The following is a 16,334-nucleotide window of genomic DNA, read 5'->3' on the forward strand; positions in this document are numbered from 1 at the left end:
CACTCGGACGGCCGGCGTGACGTCCGCGTCGGCGGTGTGGCTCTCTCCGGTATTCCGGTGTACAGCCAGTGTGCGCCTAATTTCCCGCTGGTCAAGAGCCTGCCGTGGGCAATCGGTCCGCTCGCTGGGCGTGCGCCTGGGGGGAGGAGCAGCCTGGTGGTATGAACGCGAACGAGAGCCATGAACCGCTGATCGAGATCGCCGCGATGAGCAGCGACAGCCGGTACCGCCTGGTGCGCTTCAAGGGGCACCTGTGGGAGCCGGTCGATCAGCAGGAGTTCCGTGCGGAGGCGACCCGCCTCTTCCCGCAGATCGACCTGGCGGACCCCGAACAGGTCGAGTGGCAGGACCACCCCTGGGAGTGGCCGACCTGGCACCCCGGTGAGGCCTGAGGCACTCAGACCGACCGGCCTCGGTCCGGGTCGGCCAGCCGGGTGGCGAGGATGGCGACGTCGTCCTCGCCGTGCCCGGCGGTCAGGCCGGTCAGGGCGGTGTCGATCAGGTGCTCCAGCGGGGCGTCCGGATCGAAGCGCAGCGCCGTCAGCGCGTCGAGGGACTGCTCGATATCGCGATCGCGGCGCTCGATCAGCCCGTCGGTGTAGAGCAGCAGGGTCGAGCCCGGGTCGAACGGCAGGGTGATCGCCGTGTGGCCGCCGGTGCCGGCGCCCAGCGGTGGGCCGACCGGCAGGCGCAGCAGCCGGCCGTGCTGGTGCGGCCGGTCGAGCTGGAGCGGTGGCAGGTGCCCGGCGGTCGCGAAGGTGCAGCTGCGCGAGGCCGGGTCGAGCAGGGCCAGCGCGCAGGTCGCCACCCGCTCCTGCTCCAGCGCCTCGACGATCCGCTCGGCCTCCCGCAGGATCCCGGCCGGTGACCGCCGCTGCAGCGCCAACGCCCGCACCAGCGAGCGGTACTCGCTCATGGTGGCGGCCGCGTCCAGCCCGTGCCCCATGACGTCGCCCACCACCAGCAGGGTCCGCCCGCCGGGCAGCGCCACCGTGTCGTACCAGTCGCCGCCCACCTCGGCGCTGGTACCGGCCGGCAGGTAGCGGCCCGCGCACTCGACGTCCGGGTGCGGGGTCATCGGCTCGGCCAGCAGGGCCCGTTGCAGCGCCAGCGCGGACTCGTGCTCGTGCGAGTAGCGCTGCGCGTTGCTGATGCCCGAGCCGGCCCGACTGGCCAGTTCGACCATCAGCGCGACCTCGTCCGGGCTGAACGCGGGCGACTGCCCGCCCCGGGCCAGGATCACCACGCCGATCACCGTGCCACCCGCGGTCAGCGGCACGAAAGCACCCGAGTGCAGGCCCAGGCGCCGGTAGCGGATGACCCGTTCGGCGTTGGTCGCGCTGGCCCGCAGCTCCTCGTCGGTCGCGAAGTTGAGCACCACCGGCACCTGCTCGGCCACGCAGCGGGCGGCCGCCGAGCCGGGCTGCGGGTGGATCAGCGCGCCGGTGCCGCCGACCGCAGCGCTGGTGGCGACCAGCTCGGCGGAGGTGCTCAGCGCGACCCGACGCATCGTCAGACCGCCGCCGGGGTGGTCGTTTCCGTGCCGGTCCGGCTCCACGATGTCGACCAGGGCGGCGTCGGCCAGGCGCGGCACCAGCAGCCGGGTCAGCTCCTTGGAGGCCTGCGCCACGTCCAGCGTGGTGCCGATCCGGGTGGCCGCCTCGTCCAGCAGCGCGAGCCGGGTGCGGGCCCGGTCCAGGGCCTGGCGGATCCGGCGGTCCTCGGTGATCTCCAGCACCATCGCCAGCGCACCCACCGGTTCGCCGGTCGGTGACTCCAGGCGGTGGTAGGCGTTGTGCCACCAGCGCGGCTCGGTCGGCGGACCGGAGGCCGTGGTGCCCTCGACGGTGTGCACCCGCGCCTTGCCGTCGGCCAGCACGGCGACCAGCTCGGCCTCGGCGGCGCTCACGTCGATCCCCGGCACCACCTCGCCGATCGCCCGGCCGAGGTGGCCGGCCACCGGGATCCCGTTGATCTCGGCGAGGGCCTGGTTGACGTACCGGTAGCGCAGGTCCAGGTCGAGGACGGCGATGCCCACCGTGGCGCGGTCGAGGATCTGGCGCACCAGGTGGTAGTCGGCGAGCAGCGCGTCGAGCGCGGGTTGCTCGCCGAGCGCGGCGTCCAGCGCGGCCAGCAGCTCGCGGGCCTGGGTGTCGTCCAGGAAGGAGAACGCGCCAACGGGGTCGGCCATGAAAGCCTCCTGCCTGGCCGGGGGCAGCCCTCGATCTGATCATCGCATCGATGCCGAGCTGCCGCCGGGTGCCACGAGGACCGTGGCACCCGGCGGCCTGCGACTCAGCGGGGGCTCAGCGGGACAGACCGCCCGCGCCGGCCAGCAGCAGCGAGAAGCCGCTGCCGGTGGACTCCTGCGGCGTGCTGACGTGCACCACGCCGGCCGCCGCGTCGTACCACCAGCTGCCGCCGGGCCCCGCCGGCGCGCTCGCCGAGGTGGCGCGGGGCAGTGGGCGGCCGCCGATCAGCACCGCTCCGGGCTCGGCGCCCACGTGCACGGTGAAGTCGTACGCGCGGGCCGCCGGCTTGCCGGTGTAGTCGCCGACGCTCGGGCCGACCGTCACCTCGGTCAGGCCGTGGCCCTGGCCGAGCGCCCGGACGCTGACCTGCTGGGTGGCGTGGGCGCCCTGCTGGTAGGCGCGAGTGGTGCCGTCGTCCTCGTAGAGGGTGAAGTCCGACTGGCCCTGGGCGTAGATGTCGTAGTCCAGGCGGGTGGTGTCCCGGGTCTGCCAGGAGAGCGTGCCCTGCGGCCACATCGGCACGACGGCGCCGGCCTTGACGAAGAGCGGCAGGGTGTCCAGCGGTGCCTGGTAGCCGTTGACGGTGGTCGGGCCCTGGTAGGTCTTGCCGGTCCAGTAGTCGACCCAGGTGCCCTTGGGCAGGTAGATGCCGTTGCGGGTCTGCGAGCCGTCGTAGACCGGTGCGATCAGGAAGTCGTCGCCGGAGAGGAACTCGTACTTCGCGGCGTCCCCCCAGGTGTTGGGGTCGTTCGGGTAGTCCAGGACCAGCGGGCGGACCGGGCCGACGCCGCTGCTGTGGGCCTGGGCGGCGAGCGTGTAGAGGTAGGGCAGCAGGCGCTCCTTGAGCTGCAGGTAGCGGTTGTTGATCGAGGTGTACGGCTGGCCGAACCGCCAGGGCTGCTTGTCGGTGGCCGCCCAGCCGTCCATGGTCATGATGGTCGGGATGAAGGTCTTCCACTCCAGGTCGCGGGTCTCGACCTGCGGATCGCTGCCGAAGATGCCGCCGACGTCGCCGGTGTCGTAGGCGATGCCGGACATGGTGGCGCCCGCGTAGGTCGGGATCTGCCAGCGCAGGTAGTCGGTGGTGCCGGTCTGGTCGCCGCTCCACACCACGCCGCAGCGCTGCACGCCGGCCCAGGAGACCGGCAGCCAGACGAAGCCGCGCGCGTCGCTGTTCTGTTCGATGCCGTCCTTGGCCTGCTGGCAGCCGTCCAGCGCGAACTGGTAGCCGGGGCCGACCCAGCCGACGTCCAGCTTGCGCACCCGCACGCCCGCCTTGACCTCCTCACCCTGGTTGGGTAGGCCGGTGGAGGTCCACAGGCCGAGTTGCATCTGGTGGGCGCGCAGGCCGTCGCCGGTCTGCTGGAGGTTCTCGTAGCCGCAGCCGTAGCCGTCGTTGACCAGCATCCAGCCGAGCGGGGTCTGGTTCTGGGTGTAGCCGTCGGCGACCTTGAGCGCGTCCAGGGTGTGCCGCTCACCGCGATTGGCGTTGTGCAGGTAGCAGTCCGAGTCGCCCGGCTCCAGGCCGTAGACCGGGGGCATGAAGGGCTTGCCGACCAGGTCGGTGTACTGCCCGATGATCTTCTTCAGGTCGGGGCCGTAGAAGTAGTAGCCGTCGAACCGGCGCTCCTGGGCCGAGGTGGTGACCGGGTCGCCGAAGTCGTAGACGCCGGGGGCGAAGGTGTCGCGGAAGACGCCGTAGCCGCTGCTGGAGAGGTAGAACGGCTGGGAGTTGTTGTAACCGCCGTCGTTCCAGTTGTAGTTGTTGGCCACGTTCACCCGCTGACCGCGGTGCGAGAAGCTGCCGTTCTGCTCGCCGCCGCCGTAGAACTGCTCCTGGGGGCCGCGTGCCAGGGTCTGCTGCATGGCGTCCCCGGTCCAGGTCAGGCCGCGGGTCTCCTGCCAGACGACGGTGCGGTTGTCGGACTGGTAGAGCGCGAAGCGCAGCGGGTTCTTGTAGGCGCGCAGCACCACGTCCTTGGAGGCCAACGCCCAGTAGTCGCCGGCGTCCCAGCTGCGGGTGCCGGCGATGGCCGACGGCGGGTCGGGGACCATCTCCTTGCCCGGCGGGTCGGTGAAGGTGCCGTCCGGGGCCAGCTGGAGGCGGAACACGTCGTCGGCGGTGAAGTCGACCCGGGCCTTGGCGGTGCCGGCCTGGATCAGGTAGCCGTTGCCGTCGTGGCTGAGCGCGGTGGCGGCGCCGACCGTGGTGGGCTGCGGGATGTTCGCGGTCCCGGTGTAGCCGGACGCGGCCACCGAGTACGGCACCACCAGCACGTGGTAGAGGCCCGAGGCGTTCGGGATGATGGCCGCGTTGGGCGCGGTGGAGTTGGTGCTCTCGGCGACCTCGTGGCCCGCGCTGTCGTAGATGTAGAGGTCGAACTCGTCGTTCGCGCCTGGCCAGTTGATCGAGACCGGGACGCCGCCGTCGGGGTTGCCCTGCCAGTAGCTCGCCGGGACGTCGACGGTGATGTCGAAGTGGTCGCAGGTTCGGTTCTGCGGATCCTGGGCCTGGGGCGGGCAGTGTGACGGGTCGGGGACCGAGGCGTTGGTGTAGCTCTGGCCCTGCCAACTGAGGGTGCGGCTGCCGGTCAGGGCGAGGGTGCCGCCCGGTGGCGCGGCCGCGTGGGCGGCGACCTGGCCGCCGAGCAAGGCGCAGAGCACGGCGAGTACGGCGGTCAGAACGAAGGTGCGGGGCTGGGAGGTTCGGCGCGTTCGCATGCGGCCGTCCAGGGGTGGGGAGTGGCGGGTGGAGTGGCAGGCTGGGACTCTGTGGCGCGGCCATGACAGGAGAGGGGCTCGCGGTCCTGGGTGGGCCGGTGACCGGGGCCGACAGTAGCAGTGCGTTTCTGCGCGCTCAATGGAGTAGTGCGCACGAATGCGCACGAGCTTTATAGGGCGCACTCATAATCGCGGCGCACACTGGAGGAAACCCGACAAGTCGGGCTGTGGGGCTGACGGTTTCGACAGCGAGGCATCGAGGTCTCGTGGTCGAGGTCGGAGAGGTGGTGTGGGATGTTCTTCCACCGCTATCACCACGGAGGTGGCGTCGGCGGCTGGCACGCCGGGTTCTGGCTCTTCTCGATCGGCGGGTTCCTGCTGCTCGCGCTGCTGGTGGTGCTGATCGTGATGCTGATCCGGTATGCGGGGAGTCGCCACCACGCGTCCGCGCCCGGGGGAGCGATGAGCGGTCCGGTGAGCGGCGGCTGGCACGCCCGGCCGGGCGGCGAGGCCGAGCGCATCCTCGGGGAGCGGTATGCGCGCGGCGAGATCGACGAGGAGGAGTACCAGCGGCGGTTGTGGATGCTGCGTGATCCCGGCGGCGGGCCGGGCGACGGGTCCGGTGGCGGGCCGGGTGGCCCGGGGGGTGCGCCGCCAGCGGGCTGACCTGGTGGTCAGCGCGGCAGGATCTCGATCCGGGACGGGTCGAAGACGCTGCGGCTGGTGGAGGAGGCGGCGATCCGGATGCCGGCGAAGAAGTGCCGGAAGACCGCCGCCTTGCGGGCCGGCGAGAGCCGGGGCCAGCCGAACCTGGCCGCCGGGCCGGTCGGCACACCGTGCAGCGCGGGGTGGTGGACGGCGGGTTGGTGCGGGGTGGGTTGGTGCGCGGCGGGTTGGGGCCTGTCGTCGCCGGGAGGCTCCGGCCGGCTCGGGAGCAGCGCTTCGAGCAGCGCGATCGCCCGCTCGGCGACGTGGGCCTCCAGCGACTCGGCGCCGATGTGCCGGGTGCAGTGCTCCGCCTCCAGGCTGCTGTTCGAGGTGCAGGCGTAGGTCGGGTAGCTGCCCACCATCGAGCCGACCATGTGGCGCTCGCACCGGGTGCAGCGCACCAGCGAGGTCAACGGGTACTCGCGCCGCGGCTTGCGGGTCGCGGCCTGCTCGCGGACCCGGTCGGTGCGCAGCCGCTGCGCCGCCTCCCAGTCGGCGACGCTCACGCACGGGGGCCAGCCGGCGGTCAGGTAGTCGCCGTCCGCCGCCCGCACCACCGTGCCGGCCAGCAGCCGCAGCGCCGCGTACCGCGGGGCCTCGATCAGCCGGCCGACCCCGCTGACGGTCCACCTGTTCCCGTACGCGGTCGGGATCCGGCGCTGGTTCAGGTCGAGCGCGAGGGCGCGTAGTGACTCGCCGCCGAGGAACCGGGCGAACAACTCGCGGACCACCTGCGCCTCGTCCTCGACGAGTCCGGTCATGCCGGGGGTGTAGCCGAACCGGCGCAGCCCGCCGCCATGGCTCCGCCCCGCCTCGGCGGCGGCGCGGTGCGCGTCGCGGGCGCGCTCGGAGGTCCGGCGGGCGGCGCGGCAGGCGCGTTCGGCGGGGCGCAGCAGCGCGTCCCGGACTGCGGGGTCGTCGAGGTCGTGCGGGTGCCCGTGCAGCCGGACCCCGTGGCGGGGCGCGAGGGTGAGCAACTCGGCGAGTGCGCACGGATGTTCCTCCAGGCGCTCGGCCCGGTCCAGGAAGAGGTGGTGGAACTCCTCGGCCCGGATCGCGTCGAGCAGCGCGGCCCACCCGGGCAGCGTGCGGGCGGGCATCGGAGCGGCGGGCGGGCGGGAGTCGGCGAAGACGTGTCGGGCGGCCACGATGAGGCCGAGCGCGGCGGCCCGCTCGCGGGCCAGTGCCTCCTGGAGGTCGAGGTCCAGCCGGGCGTCGGCGTCCTTGCCGACGTCCTTGCTCGTGTCCTTGCCGGGTGAGGGCCAGCAGTAGACCGCGGCACGGCGATCGGGCTCGCCGGTGGGGGAGGCAACGGGCACGGTCGGTCCTCGGGTCTGGGCATGGCGGCATCCGCGAACGGTGTCCGGCCGGACCGGCCGTCGCGGCGCGCGCAGAGGAGCCCGAGGCGGTCAGGCAAGGACGACCTAAGGAAGGCTAGCCTAGCCTAATTCTCGCGGGAAAGGGGAGCCCTGACGAGTGATCTGGTACTCGTCGGATTGACGGTGGGGTGACGGCGAGTGAGGTGTCGGGACGTCAGGTCTGCGGGTGGGCGCGGCGGTGCGCGGCGACGCGCCTGCGGGTCTGGTCGCCGTGGTCAGCGGCGCGGCGCTCGCTCGCGGAGCCCGGGGCACGCGTTGACCCTCCCGTCGGGGGGCGACGGGAGGGTCGGATCGGTGCGGTGGGTGCTCAGACGGGCATCGGGGTCCGGGCGGGGCGCAGGCGCAGGGCGCGGATGCGGATGGTCAGCAGGCGGGAGACGGCCTCGCCCAGGGCCATCAGGACGAAGGCGGCGACCCAGGCCTGCTGGCTGGTGATGTGCTGGTTGCGGCTGAAGCCGGCCACCTGCTGACCGAAGCCGGTGTGTTCGCTGGCCAGCACGAAGGCGATCCGGGCGCCGATACCGCCCACCCAGAGTGCGGCCGCGAGCAGGCCGGCCTTCGCGAAGGCGCCCTCGCGGGTGCTCCACACCCGGGTGGTCAGGCCGGCCAGGGTGCCGAGCAGCACGCCGAGGGCGGCCAGGCCGATCTCCAGGGCGAGGTCGCCGCCGGCGGTGGGGACCGACTTCAGGTAGATCACGGCGGTGGCGCCGATCAGCACGACCGGCAGGACCAGGCTCACGAGGTCGAGCTTGCCGCCGCGCATCTGCCGCAGGACGAGGAGGACCAGGGCGATCTGCACGCAGTACTCGGTGGTGTTCATGGTGGTAAGCCTCGCGCGGAGCGGGCGGGTGCGCCTCGGCCCCCGGGTGGGTCAGGGGTTGGAGCCCGCTCTCCACCCCCGGGTGGAGAGCGGGCTCCAACCCCTGACCCACCCGGGCCGGCACTAGGGCCTGTACGGCGGATCTTTCCGGGCCCGCGACGCCGGGCATCCCGGCTGGACGCACGCCCGAATCGCCCAAGTACGTCCAGTACGAGGACGACTCGGGCGCACGCCCAGCCGGGCGCCCAACGCCGCGGGCTCATCCGAAAAGATCCGCCGTACAGGCCCTAGCGCAGCAGGTGGAAGTCCGGCTGGGGGTGCATCAGGAAGCCGTGGTGCGAGATGTTCCAGGCGTACGCCCCGGCCAGGCCGAACACCACCCGGTCGCCGGCCCGCAGCACCGGCACGGCGGCCCGGTGCGCTAGCACGTCCTTGGGGGTGCAGAGCTGCCCGGCGAGCGTGACCCGGCCGCTCTCGGCCGCCGGGCGCGGCCACGGGTGCGGCCAGTGCTCGACGGGCAGCACCGCGAACGGCTGGTCGTGCCCGCGGGCGGCGGGTGTGCGCAGGTGGTGGGTGCCGCCGCGGAGCACCGCGAACTCCTCGCCGTGGCTGCGCTTGACCTCCAGCACCTCACTCGCGTACCAGCCGCAGTACGCGGTCAGCGCGCGGCCCGGTTCGATCCGCAGCCGCAGTCCGGGGTGGCGTCGCAGCAGCCGGGCCAGCCCCGCGCCGTAGCCGGGCCAGTCGAAGCGGGCGGTGGGGTCGGCGTAGTCCACGGCCATGCCGCCGCCCAGGTTGACCTCCTCGATCGGCACCGGCAGCCCGGCCGCCCACTCCACCAGCTGCTCGGCGACCGCGAGTTGGTCGGCCGCGTGCAGGCCGCTGGCCAGGTGCGCGTGGATGCCGCGCAGTCGCAGCCGTCGGGCGAGGCGGGGATCGGCCAACAGCCGCAGCGCGTGGTCCAGTTGCTCGGGGTCCAGGCCGAACGGGGTGGGCCGGCCGCCCATCGCCAGCGGCACGCCGTCCAGCGCGCCCGCGCGAACCGGCAGGTTGACCCGCAGCAGCAGGTCGACCGGTTCGGTGGCCAGCGCGGCGAGCCGGTGGAGTTCGGCCACGCTCTCCACGTGCCAGCGGTGCACGCCGGCGGCCAGTGCGGCGGCCAGCTCGGCGGGGGCCTTGCCCGGTCCGCCGAAGGCCAGCCGGGCGCCCGGCACGGCGGCTCGCAGATGGGTCAACTCGCCGCCGGAGGACACCTCGTAGCCGTCCACGGTGTCACGCAGTGCGGTCAGCACGGCGGGGTCGGGGTTGGCCTTGGCGGCGTAGTACAGCTCCACCCGCTCGGGCAGTGCGGCCCGGATCGCCGCCGCGTGGGCGCGCAGCGCGGGCAGGTCGTAGAGGTAGGCGGGCAGCGCCTCGGCGGGCCGGGCGGCCACCTCGGCGCGGACGGCGGACGGCAGCTCCATGGTGGTCAACGCAGGCCTCCCGCCGACTCGATGGGCGCCTGCGCGGCCTGGGCGAGCACGTCGGCGGCCAGTGGCGAGGGCAGCCGGACGTACCCGGCCTCGCGGTCCGCCTTGCGCTCCCAGCGGGTCAGCAGGTTCGCCTTGGCCGGCAGTGGCACCCCGGCCAGCAGCGCCCGCAGCCGGGGCGGACAGCCGTGCCGCTCGGCGTAGTCCGTCAGCACGCCGCGCACCCGGTCCCACAACCTCGGTTCCAGCGAGGGATCCTGGTCGGCGATCACCGCCAGCAGCTCCGCGACGTGGTTGACCAGCAGGCAGTACACCACCCGGTCCCAGCCGCGCCGCTCGTCGTAGCTCATCGGGCCGGCGACCTGCGGCGGCAGCTCGGCCAGCAGGGCGGCGTTGCGCTCGGGCAGCAGCTTGGTGCCCTCCAGGTCGCGGAAGAGCACCTGGGCCGGGTAGCCCACCTCGTCCACCGCGATCAGCACGTTCTGCAGGTGCGGTTCCAGGACGACACCGTGGTCGAAGTAGGCGGCCAGCACCGGCGGCAGCAGCAGCCGCAGATAGCGGGTCCACCAGTCCAGCAGCTCCGCCGCGCCCGGCTCCGTCCCGCCGAGCAGCAGGCCGAGTTGGGCCGAGCTGGTCGGGTACTCGTCGGCCACGGCACCCGCCAGCAGCGGCGTCAGGCCCGGGTGCAGCCGGGTGGCGAGGTCCTCGCGGACGATCAGGCCGAAGCCTTCGAAGAGTTCGGTGTCGGGGGTGCCGTCGGGACCGGGCAGTGCGAGGGTGCGGAAGGCCGGTTCGCGCAGCATCGCGGCGTCCGGGAAGCGTTCGGCGAGGTCGTCGAACGTGCCGTCGAGCAGCCGGGTCAGCTCGACCGCGCCGGTCAGCTCATAGGCGGCGTTCTTGCGCAGGCAGTTGGTGATCCGCACGTTCAGGCTGAACTTGAGGAAGGCGCCGGCGCCGTGCAGCGTGCGGACCGAGGCGGTCGCGGCGAACTCGGGCCCGCCGACGCCGAGATCGAGCACGTCGCCGCTGGCCAGCGCGGCCCGCAGCAGCGGGTGTCCGCTCAGCAACTGGTACTGCCAGGGGTGCGCGGGCAGCAGCCGGTAGCCGGCCGGGACCACACCGTGCTGCGCGCTGGGTTGTCCGTCCTGCCGCCCGTCGTGGCGCTGGTCGAGGAGGCCGTCGAGCAGCGCGGTCGCGGCCGGATCGACGCTCTGCTCGGCGAGCAGGTGATCCCGGACGGCGAGGTAGCGCAGCGGGAAGCTCGCGCGGGCCTCAGGCGCGTAGGCCGCCCAGGTCGCGCGGTCGGCGCCGCGGGCCGAGCGGGACTTCGGCGCGGGGTGGAAGCGGTGGCCGAAGAGCAGCGCCTGCTCGGACTCCAGGTACCGGTCGCCGCCCGGCGCCGGGCGGTCGCTCAGGGCCGCCGCCACACCCTGGTGGCTGGAGGCGAGTTGGGCGAGGAACTCGTCGTTGCGCACCCCGGTGCGGAGCGTCAGTTCGGCTTGCACCAGCTCGGCCAGTTCCCGCCAGTCCAGTGCTGACCATCCGTCAGCTTCCTTGCGCTGCACGGGCCCGGTGAAGCGGTGCGCCCCGAGCAGCGAGGTGCGGCGCAGCGCGACCTGCAGCAGCGCACCGCACCGGGGCAGCCGCAAGAGCAGTCGCCCCTCGGTGACCGCGGTCTGGCGCTCGGGGCCGGAGACCTCGCGCAGCAGGCAGTTGACCAGGGTGTGCGCCACCACGTGGTCGGCGGTGGGGAGCGCGGTGCGGACGGGGGAGAGGGTGACGGACATCAGCGGCTCCGAACTGAGTGGTGGAGGAGGGGAAAAGCGGCGGCGACGAGCGCGGCGGCGGTGCCGACCAGCACCGGCGAGCCCACGCCGAAGGCCGAGTTGACCAGCATGGCGACCACGCCCGCGGCCACCGCACCACCCTTGGAGACCAGCTCCAGGATACCGAACATCCGGCCGGGCGCCCGGCCCCGGGCGGCGTCGGCGGCCAGCACCGACAGGCAGACCAGGCCGAGGGTGAGCCCGCCGCCGAGCACCACCCGGGCCAGCGCGAAGGCCGGCAGCGAGTGCGCGGGACCGTGTCCGGCCAGACCCGCCGCGACCAGCGCGAAACCGAGCGCGAGGCCGGTCCTGGGCCGGTGCAGGAAGGCGGTGTGCACCCGGGAGGCGAGCAGCAGGTAGCACAGGTGCGGCAGGGCGAACAGCAGGCCGGCCACGGTCGCGTCGATCCCCGGTATCCGCTGGTCGACCAGTGCGATCAGATAGGGGAAGGAGACGATGGTGGCGAAGACGAACGCGAACTCGTAGGCGTAGAGCGCCCGCAGGCCGCGGTCCGGCCCCGGGCTCGGCCTGGCCGGTGCGGCCGAGGACCGGGGCTCGGGCTCGGCCGCCCGGGTGGGCTCGGGCAGCCGGGCCAGTAGCGCGGCCGCCGCCAGTGGCAGCAGCGCCATCACCAGGTACTGCCGGTGCGGGGAGAGCCACGGCGAGAGCGCTCCCACCAGGATCGGCGCGGCCACCAGCGCCGCCCGCGCGCTGCCCTGCATCAGAGTCAGGGCTCGGGACAGCCCGGGCCCCTCCAGGGCGGCGGCGAGGTAGCCGTTGGTGGCGGCGAAGGTGCCGCCGAGGAAGCCCTGCAGCACCAGGGCGAGCGTGAAGGCGGGCAGGCTGTCGGCCAGTCCGGCCAGCAGGAACGAGACGCTGAGCCCCAGTTGGGCCCGCAGCAGCAGGCGCTTGCGGCCGAACCGGTCGGCCAGGCGCCCCCAGAGCGGGGCGCCCAGCGCACTGAACACGGTCGGCACGATGTAGAGCAGGCCGGCCCAGTGACCGTGGGGATCGCCCAGGCCCGGCAGGATCGAGGTCAGGTACGGCGGCAGGCCGAGGGCGGCGAAGGAGGCCACGAAGTAGCACCCGGCCACCGCGTGCACCTGGCGCCGGGCCAGGCCGCCGGCCGCCTCCGGGTGCCGGGTGGGCGGAGCCGACGCGGTCTTCACGCGCCCGCCAGGTAGTTCGGCCCGGTGGTGTAGTGCTTGTTGACGTCCGCCGCGCCCGAGCGCTCCTTGCTGAGCAGGGTGCCGGCGCTGACCATCGCCTTGACGGGCAGCCGGTCGGCGTCCAGCAGCGCCGCCCGCAGCGGGTCGCCCGGTGCACCGAGTCGGTCCAGCGCCTCGGTGAGCCGCTTGCGCAGCAGCCCCAGGGTGTCGGCGAGCGGCGCCCGGCCGTGCTCGGCCAGCGCGAACGCCAGTGAGGCGGTGCAGAGGTGGCCGGTGATGGTGCTGAACAGGTCGGTGAGCGCGCGGTCGTCGGGGGTCGACACCCGGGGGTCGTCGAAGGCGTCCAGGGTCGTCTGACTGATCGTCAGTTCGGCGCGGGAGCGGTTGATCCGGGGGCCGTCGTTGTCCTTGAGGAGCAGCCGCAGGCGGGTCGCTCCGGTGGTGCGGTCGAACACCAGCGAGAGGTTCTGCTGGTGCGACTCCAGGGCGACGCCGTGGCCGAACAGTGTGACCTGCCAGTCGAGCAGCAGGGTGAGCAGGGCGTCGTACAGGGCGAACGGGTCGCCGCCGTAGAAGTGCTCCGCCAGCGCGTCCAGCACCAGGCGCCCGTCCGGCGCGGTGGCCGGCAGCGCGGCCAGCGGTACGGTGACCGTCCCCGGGCCGGCCAGGGCGTCGGGCAGTCGCCGGAGCAGTACGGCGAGCAACTCGTGCCCGGCGTGTGCGTAGCACTGCTCGTCGGCGAGCAGCACGGTGCCGGTGAACCGGGGCTCCTGGGCGCGGACTTCGGCGAGCAGCCGCTGCCCGGCCGCGCCGTCCACCAGGGTGCCCGGCTTGATCGTGCGCCGGTTGCGCAGGCCCAGGGTCGCGGTGGCGAGCGGAAGTTTGAGGTGCCGGCACGGGTCCGCCGCGACCGCGACGGTGCGCATCGAGAGGGTCGGGACCACCTCCAGGTACGGGCGCGCGGCGAGCACCGCGCGGTCCGTCAGGCCGGTGGCGCGCAGCGCGTCGGCGAGCGGCTCGCCGACGGAGAGCGGGTGGACGGGCAGCGTGAGGTGACCGGTCGTCAATTCCGGATGGCCGAGCGCGGCCGGCGTCGGCCACCAGGCGGGCAGCGGGGCCTCACCGCGGACGGTCAGCGCGTCGGCGGGCACGATCAACCAGCGCAGCAGGAAGGCCGGGTGGCACTCGGGTGCGTACCGGTGCAGGTCCGCCGGTTCGAGGCCGGCCCGGCCGCGCGCGGTCGGGTAGACCGGGTGGTCCAGGTAGGCCGCCAGGGTGTCGAAGGCCAGGCTCGCCCGCGGGCCGGTCCAGCCGGCGGGGTCGGCGCCGAAGGCCTGGGCCAGCGCGGCCAGCACGGTCGGCTGCTCGGCCTCGTGCAGGCGCATGGTGGCCAGGGTCTGGCGGCACTCCTCGGCGAAGGCCGTGAAACCGTCGCGGTCCGCCGCCGCGGCGTGCTCGCGCAGCACGGCGAGGATCGCGGCGAGGTCGCCGGCAGGCCGCCCGTCCACCTCCAGCAGGGGTTCGCGCGCGGCGAGTTCGCACTGGAAGCCGTCCGGCCGGACCGGCAGCGCGAGCCGGTCGCGGACCAACCAGTCGCCGTCCGGGCGCCGTTCGCACCGAGATCGGGTCCGCAGCCCGAGCACGTCCTCGCGCAGCAGGGCGCTGAGCACCCGCAAGGTCAGCTGATCGGCGGCGCTCACGCGGTGACCTCCCAGCGGTTGGCGGCGATGAAGTCGGCGACCGCCCGGTCCACGGCCCGCTGGTCGGGGCCGATCGCCCAGACCACCCCCAGGTAGTCGCGGTTGGTCCGGTAGTGCTCGTGCCGCTCGCCGACGGCGCGCAGCGGGCGGTAGCTGAGCCGGACGCCGTCCGCCTCGGCGTCGTACGGCCCCGGCGCGGCGGTCAGGGTCCCAGCCCGGTCGGCGCAGACCGCCTCGTTGCGCGCCCGCAGGTCCGCGCGGGCGCCGAGGTCGGCGGGCAGCGGTTCGCCGAGGTGGGCCCGCAGCACGTGTTCGAAGTACGGGATCCGCAGGATCTGGGCCAGCATCAGGTCGCACTGGTCGCCGATCGCCCGGTAGTTGACCTCGATGATCCGGGCCCGGCCGTCCGGCTGGACCACGAACTCGGTGTGGCAGGCGCCCAGGCCCACCCCCAGCGCGTCGAGTTGCGCGAGGACCTGGTCCAGCACCGGGCGCGGGTGGGCGGGGACGAACTCCAGCACCTCCTCGATGAAGTGCGGCGGCGGGGAGAGCCGGGTCCGGAACCCGCCGAGCACCGCGCGCCGCCGCCCGTCACCCAGGGTCTCCAGGGTGTGCAGCTCGCCGGTCAGGAACTCCTCGACCAGCAGGGTGGCGTCGGGCCGACGGCGCCGGATCTCCCCGCAGCGGGCGGCGAGTTCGGCGGCGTCGGCGACCAGCACCACGTCCTCGCTGGCCACGCCCTCGCGGGGCTTGAGCACGCAGGGGAAGGGCGGCAGCTCCAGGTCCGCCGGCTGCTGACTCGGCGTCAACTCGATGCCGTGGACCAGGTCGAGGCCGGCGCCGGCCAGGTGGCGGCGCAGCTCCGCCTTGTTCTTGGCACGCAGGGTGGCCTGCCAGTCCTTGGCCGGCAGACCGAAGTAGGCGGCGGCGAGGGCGGCCTGGGTCTGCAGGTGGTCGCTGTTGCTGAACACGGCGACGGGCGGCTGCCGTCCGGAGATCAGGCCGATGACCTCGCGGAAGTCGGCCACCTCGCAGGCCAGCACCAGCAGATCCGGCGGCAGGTCGGTGCGGTGCCGGTAGGCCCGCTGGTGGGCCTCGGCCTGGTCGGTCAGCACGGTGACGGGCAGGCCGAGGCGGGCGGCGGCCGGCAGGAAGCCCTGGGTGACCGAGTCGGTGGGGTTGTGGGCGAGCAGGTAGAGCCGCAAGACGGGGGCCTCTGTTTCGTGGTGATGGGGTGTACCGGTCCGATGAGCGGGCCCAGGCCCTACTTGACCGGCGTGACCCCGGTGGCCTTGGCGATGTCGTTCAGCATCTGGTCGGCCGCCTGCACCCCGATGCCCGACATCCAGGTCTCGTCCGGCACGGTGAAGACCTTGTTCGCCTTCACCGCCTTGAGGTTCTGCCAGAGCGGGGTGGACTGCACCTGGCTCTGCTGGGTCTTGTTCGGGTCGTCGGCGGTGGTCACGAAGACCAGGTCGGCGTCGGCCTTGTCGAGCTGCTCGGGGCTGACATCCATCATCGAGGCGTCGACGTCCTGCGAGGCGGGGCGGTTCAGGCCGACGTCCGTCAGTACCGTGCCGCTGAACGAGGCCTTCTGGTAGAGCCGGGTCGGGCCGGCGATGAAGCGGACCACCGAGGCCGTCGGCATGGTGCCGCCGTTCGTCTCCTTGATCTCGCCGCCCAACTTCGCCGCCCTCGCCTGGTAGTCGGCCAGCGCCTGCTGCGCCTGGGCCTCCTTGCCGAGCGCCTTGGCGTAGAGCGCGATGTTCTCCTTCCAGGTCACGCCGGTGGTCTCGGCGAAGACGGTGGGGGCGATCGCGCTGAGCTTGTCGTAGATCTTCTCGTGGCGGACCTTGGAGGAGAGGATCAGGTCCGGCTTGAGCGAGGCGATCAACTCCAGGTTGGGCTCGGCCATCGGGCCGACGTCCTTGGCGCCCTGGATCTCGCCCTTGAGGTAGGTCGGGAACCCGCCCTCGGTCTTCAGGTGCGGGGAGACCGCGCCCACGGGGGTGATGCCGAGCAGCGTGACGTCGTCCAACTCCCCGCTGTCCAGCACCACCACGCGCTTGGGCGCGCTCTTGATCTCCGTGCTGCCCATCGCGTGCTTGACGGTGATCGGGAAGCTCGCGGTCGCGTCGCCGGCGCCGCTCGCGGCGGGTGCGGCGGCCGACTTGTCACCGTCGGCGGTCGCGCTGCCGCCGCAGCCGGCCAGCAGGGTGGTGCCGAGTGCGACGGCGAGGACGGCGACGGGGAGGCGGTGGCGGGTTCGCATGAGCAGAACTTCTTTCTC

General features: G+C 73.5%; 12 protein-coding genes. 2 read left to right on the forward strand and 10 right to left on the reverse strand.

Going from position 1 to position 16,334, the window contains the following annotated elements; translation table 11 throughout:
- Window positions 1–161 precede the first annotated feature (161 nt).
- Window positions 162–392: a hypothetical protein gene (locus P3T41_RS27300; protein WP_280693172.1), complete on the forward strand. Its 231-nt coding sequence runs from the start codon at window positions 162–164 to the stop codon at window positions 390–392.
- 5 nt (window positions 393–397) lie between these two features.
- On the opposite strand, the gene P3T41_RS27305 is transcribed toward P3T41_RS27300, so the two are convergent.
- Together P3T41_RS27305 and P3T41_RS27310 are read right to left on the reverse strand one after the other, a co-directional pair.
- Window positions 398–2,191, reverse strand: coding sequence for a SpoIIE family protein phosphatase (locus tag P3T41_RS27305; protein ID WP_280693173.1), 1,794 nt, complete (start codon window positions 2,189–2,191; stop codon window positions 398–400).
- A gap of 115 nt (window positions 2,192–2,306) precedes the next feature.
- Complete coding sequence (locus P3T41_RS27310) at window positions 2,307–4,973, reverse strand: TIM-barrel domain-containing protein (RefSeq protein ID WP_280693174.1); 2,667 nt, start codon at window positions 4,971–4,973, stop codon at window positions 2,307–2,309.
- A gap of 294 nt (window positions 4,974–5,267) precedes the next feature.
- On the opposite strand from P3T41_RS27310, the gene P3T41_RS27315 reads away from it, so the two are divergent.
- Window positions 5,268–5,639 (forward strand): SHOCT domain-containing protein, encoded by a 372-nt coding sequence (locus P3T41_RS27315; protein WP_280693175.1) that lies wholly within the window; start codon window positions 5,268–5,270, stop codon window positions 5,637–5,639.
- 8 nt (window positions 5,640–5,647) lie between these two features.
- On the opposite strand, the gene P3T41_RS27320 is transcribed toward P3T41_RS27315, so the two are convergent.
- The 8 genes from P3T41_RS27320 to P3T41_RS27355 all read right to left on the reverse strand — a co-directional run bounded on the left by P3T41_RS27320 (window position 5,648) and on the right by P3T41_RS27355 (window position 16,316).
- Window positions 5,648–7,000, reverse strand: a complete 1,353-nt coding sequence (locus P3T41_RS27320; RefSeq protein WP_280693176.1) for a recombinase family protein — start codon at window positions 6,998–7,000, stop codon at window positions 5,648–5,650.
- Window positions 7,001–7,367: 367 nt separating this feature from the next.
- Complete coding sequence (locus tag P3T41_RS27325; RefSeq protein WP_280693177.1) at window positions 7,368–7,880, reverse strand: hypothetical protein; 513 nt, start codon at window positions 7,878–7,880, stop codon at window positions 7,368–7,370.
- Between the two features lie 287 nt (window positions 7,881–8,167).
- Window positions 8,168–9,343 (reverse strand): alanine racemase, encoded by a 1,176-nt coding sequence (locus P3T41_RS27330; RefSeq protein ID WP_280693247.1) that lies wholly within the window; start codon window positions 9,341–9,343, stop codon window positions 8,168–8,170.
- Between the two features lie 5 nt (window positions 9,344–9,348).
- Window positions 9,349–11,136 carry an IucA/IucC family protein gene (locus tag P3T41_RS27335; protein ID WP_280693178.1) on the reverse strand — a complete coding sequence of 596 codons (1,788 nt, stop codon included), beginning with the start codon at window positions 11,134–11,136 and terminating at the stop codon, window positions 9,349–9,351.
- Window positions 11,136–12,344, reverse strand: coding sequence for an MFS transporter (locus P3T41_RS27340; RefSeq protein WP_280693179.1), 1,209 nt, complete (start codon window positions 12,342–12,344; stop codon window positions 11,136–11,138). Before P3T41_RS27340 ends, P3T41_RS27335 begins: the two co-directional genes overlap by 1 nt.
- A complete protein-coding gene (locus P3T41_RS27345) occupies window positions 12,341–14,044 on the reverse strand; it encodes an IucA/IucC family protein (protein WP_280693180.1) in 1,704 nt (567 codons plus the stop codon). Before P3T41_RS27345 ends, P3T41_RS27340 begins: the two co-directional genes overlap by 4 nt.
- Window positions 14,041–15,249: an ATP-grasp domain-containing protein gene (locus tag P3T41_RS27350; RefSeq protein ID WP_280693181.1), complete on the reverse strand. Its 1,209-nt coding sequence runs from the start codon at window positions 15,247–15,249 to the stop codon at window positions 14,041–14,043. Before P3T41_RS27350 ends, P3T41_RS27345 begins: the two co-directional genes overlap by 4 nt.
- A gap of 59 nt (window positions 15,250–15,308) precedes the next feature.
- Window positions 15,309–16,316 carry an iron-siderophore ABC transporter substrate-binding protein gene (locus P3T41_RS27355; RefSeq protein WP_280693182.1) on the reverse strand — a complete coding sequence of 336 codons (1,008 nt, stop codon included), beginning with the start codon at window positions 16,314–16,316 and terminating at the stop codon, window positions 15,309–15,311.
- Window positions 16,317–16,334: the final 18 nt, after the last annotated feature.

The organism is Kitasatospora sp. GAS204B, assembly GCF_029892155.1.
Lineage (GTDB): Bacteria > Actinomycetota > Actinomycetes > Streptomycetales > Streptomycetaceae > Kitasatospora.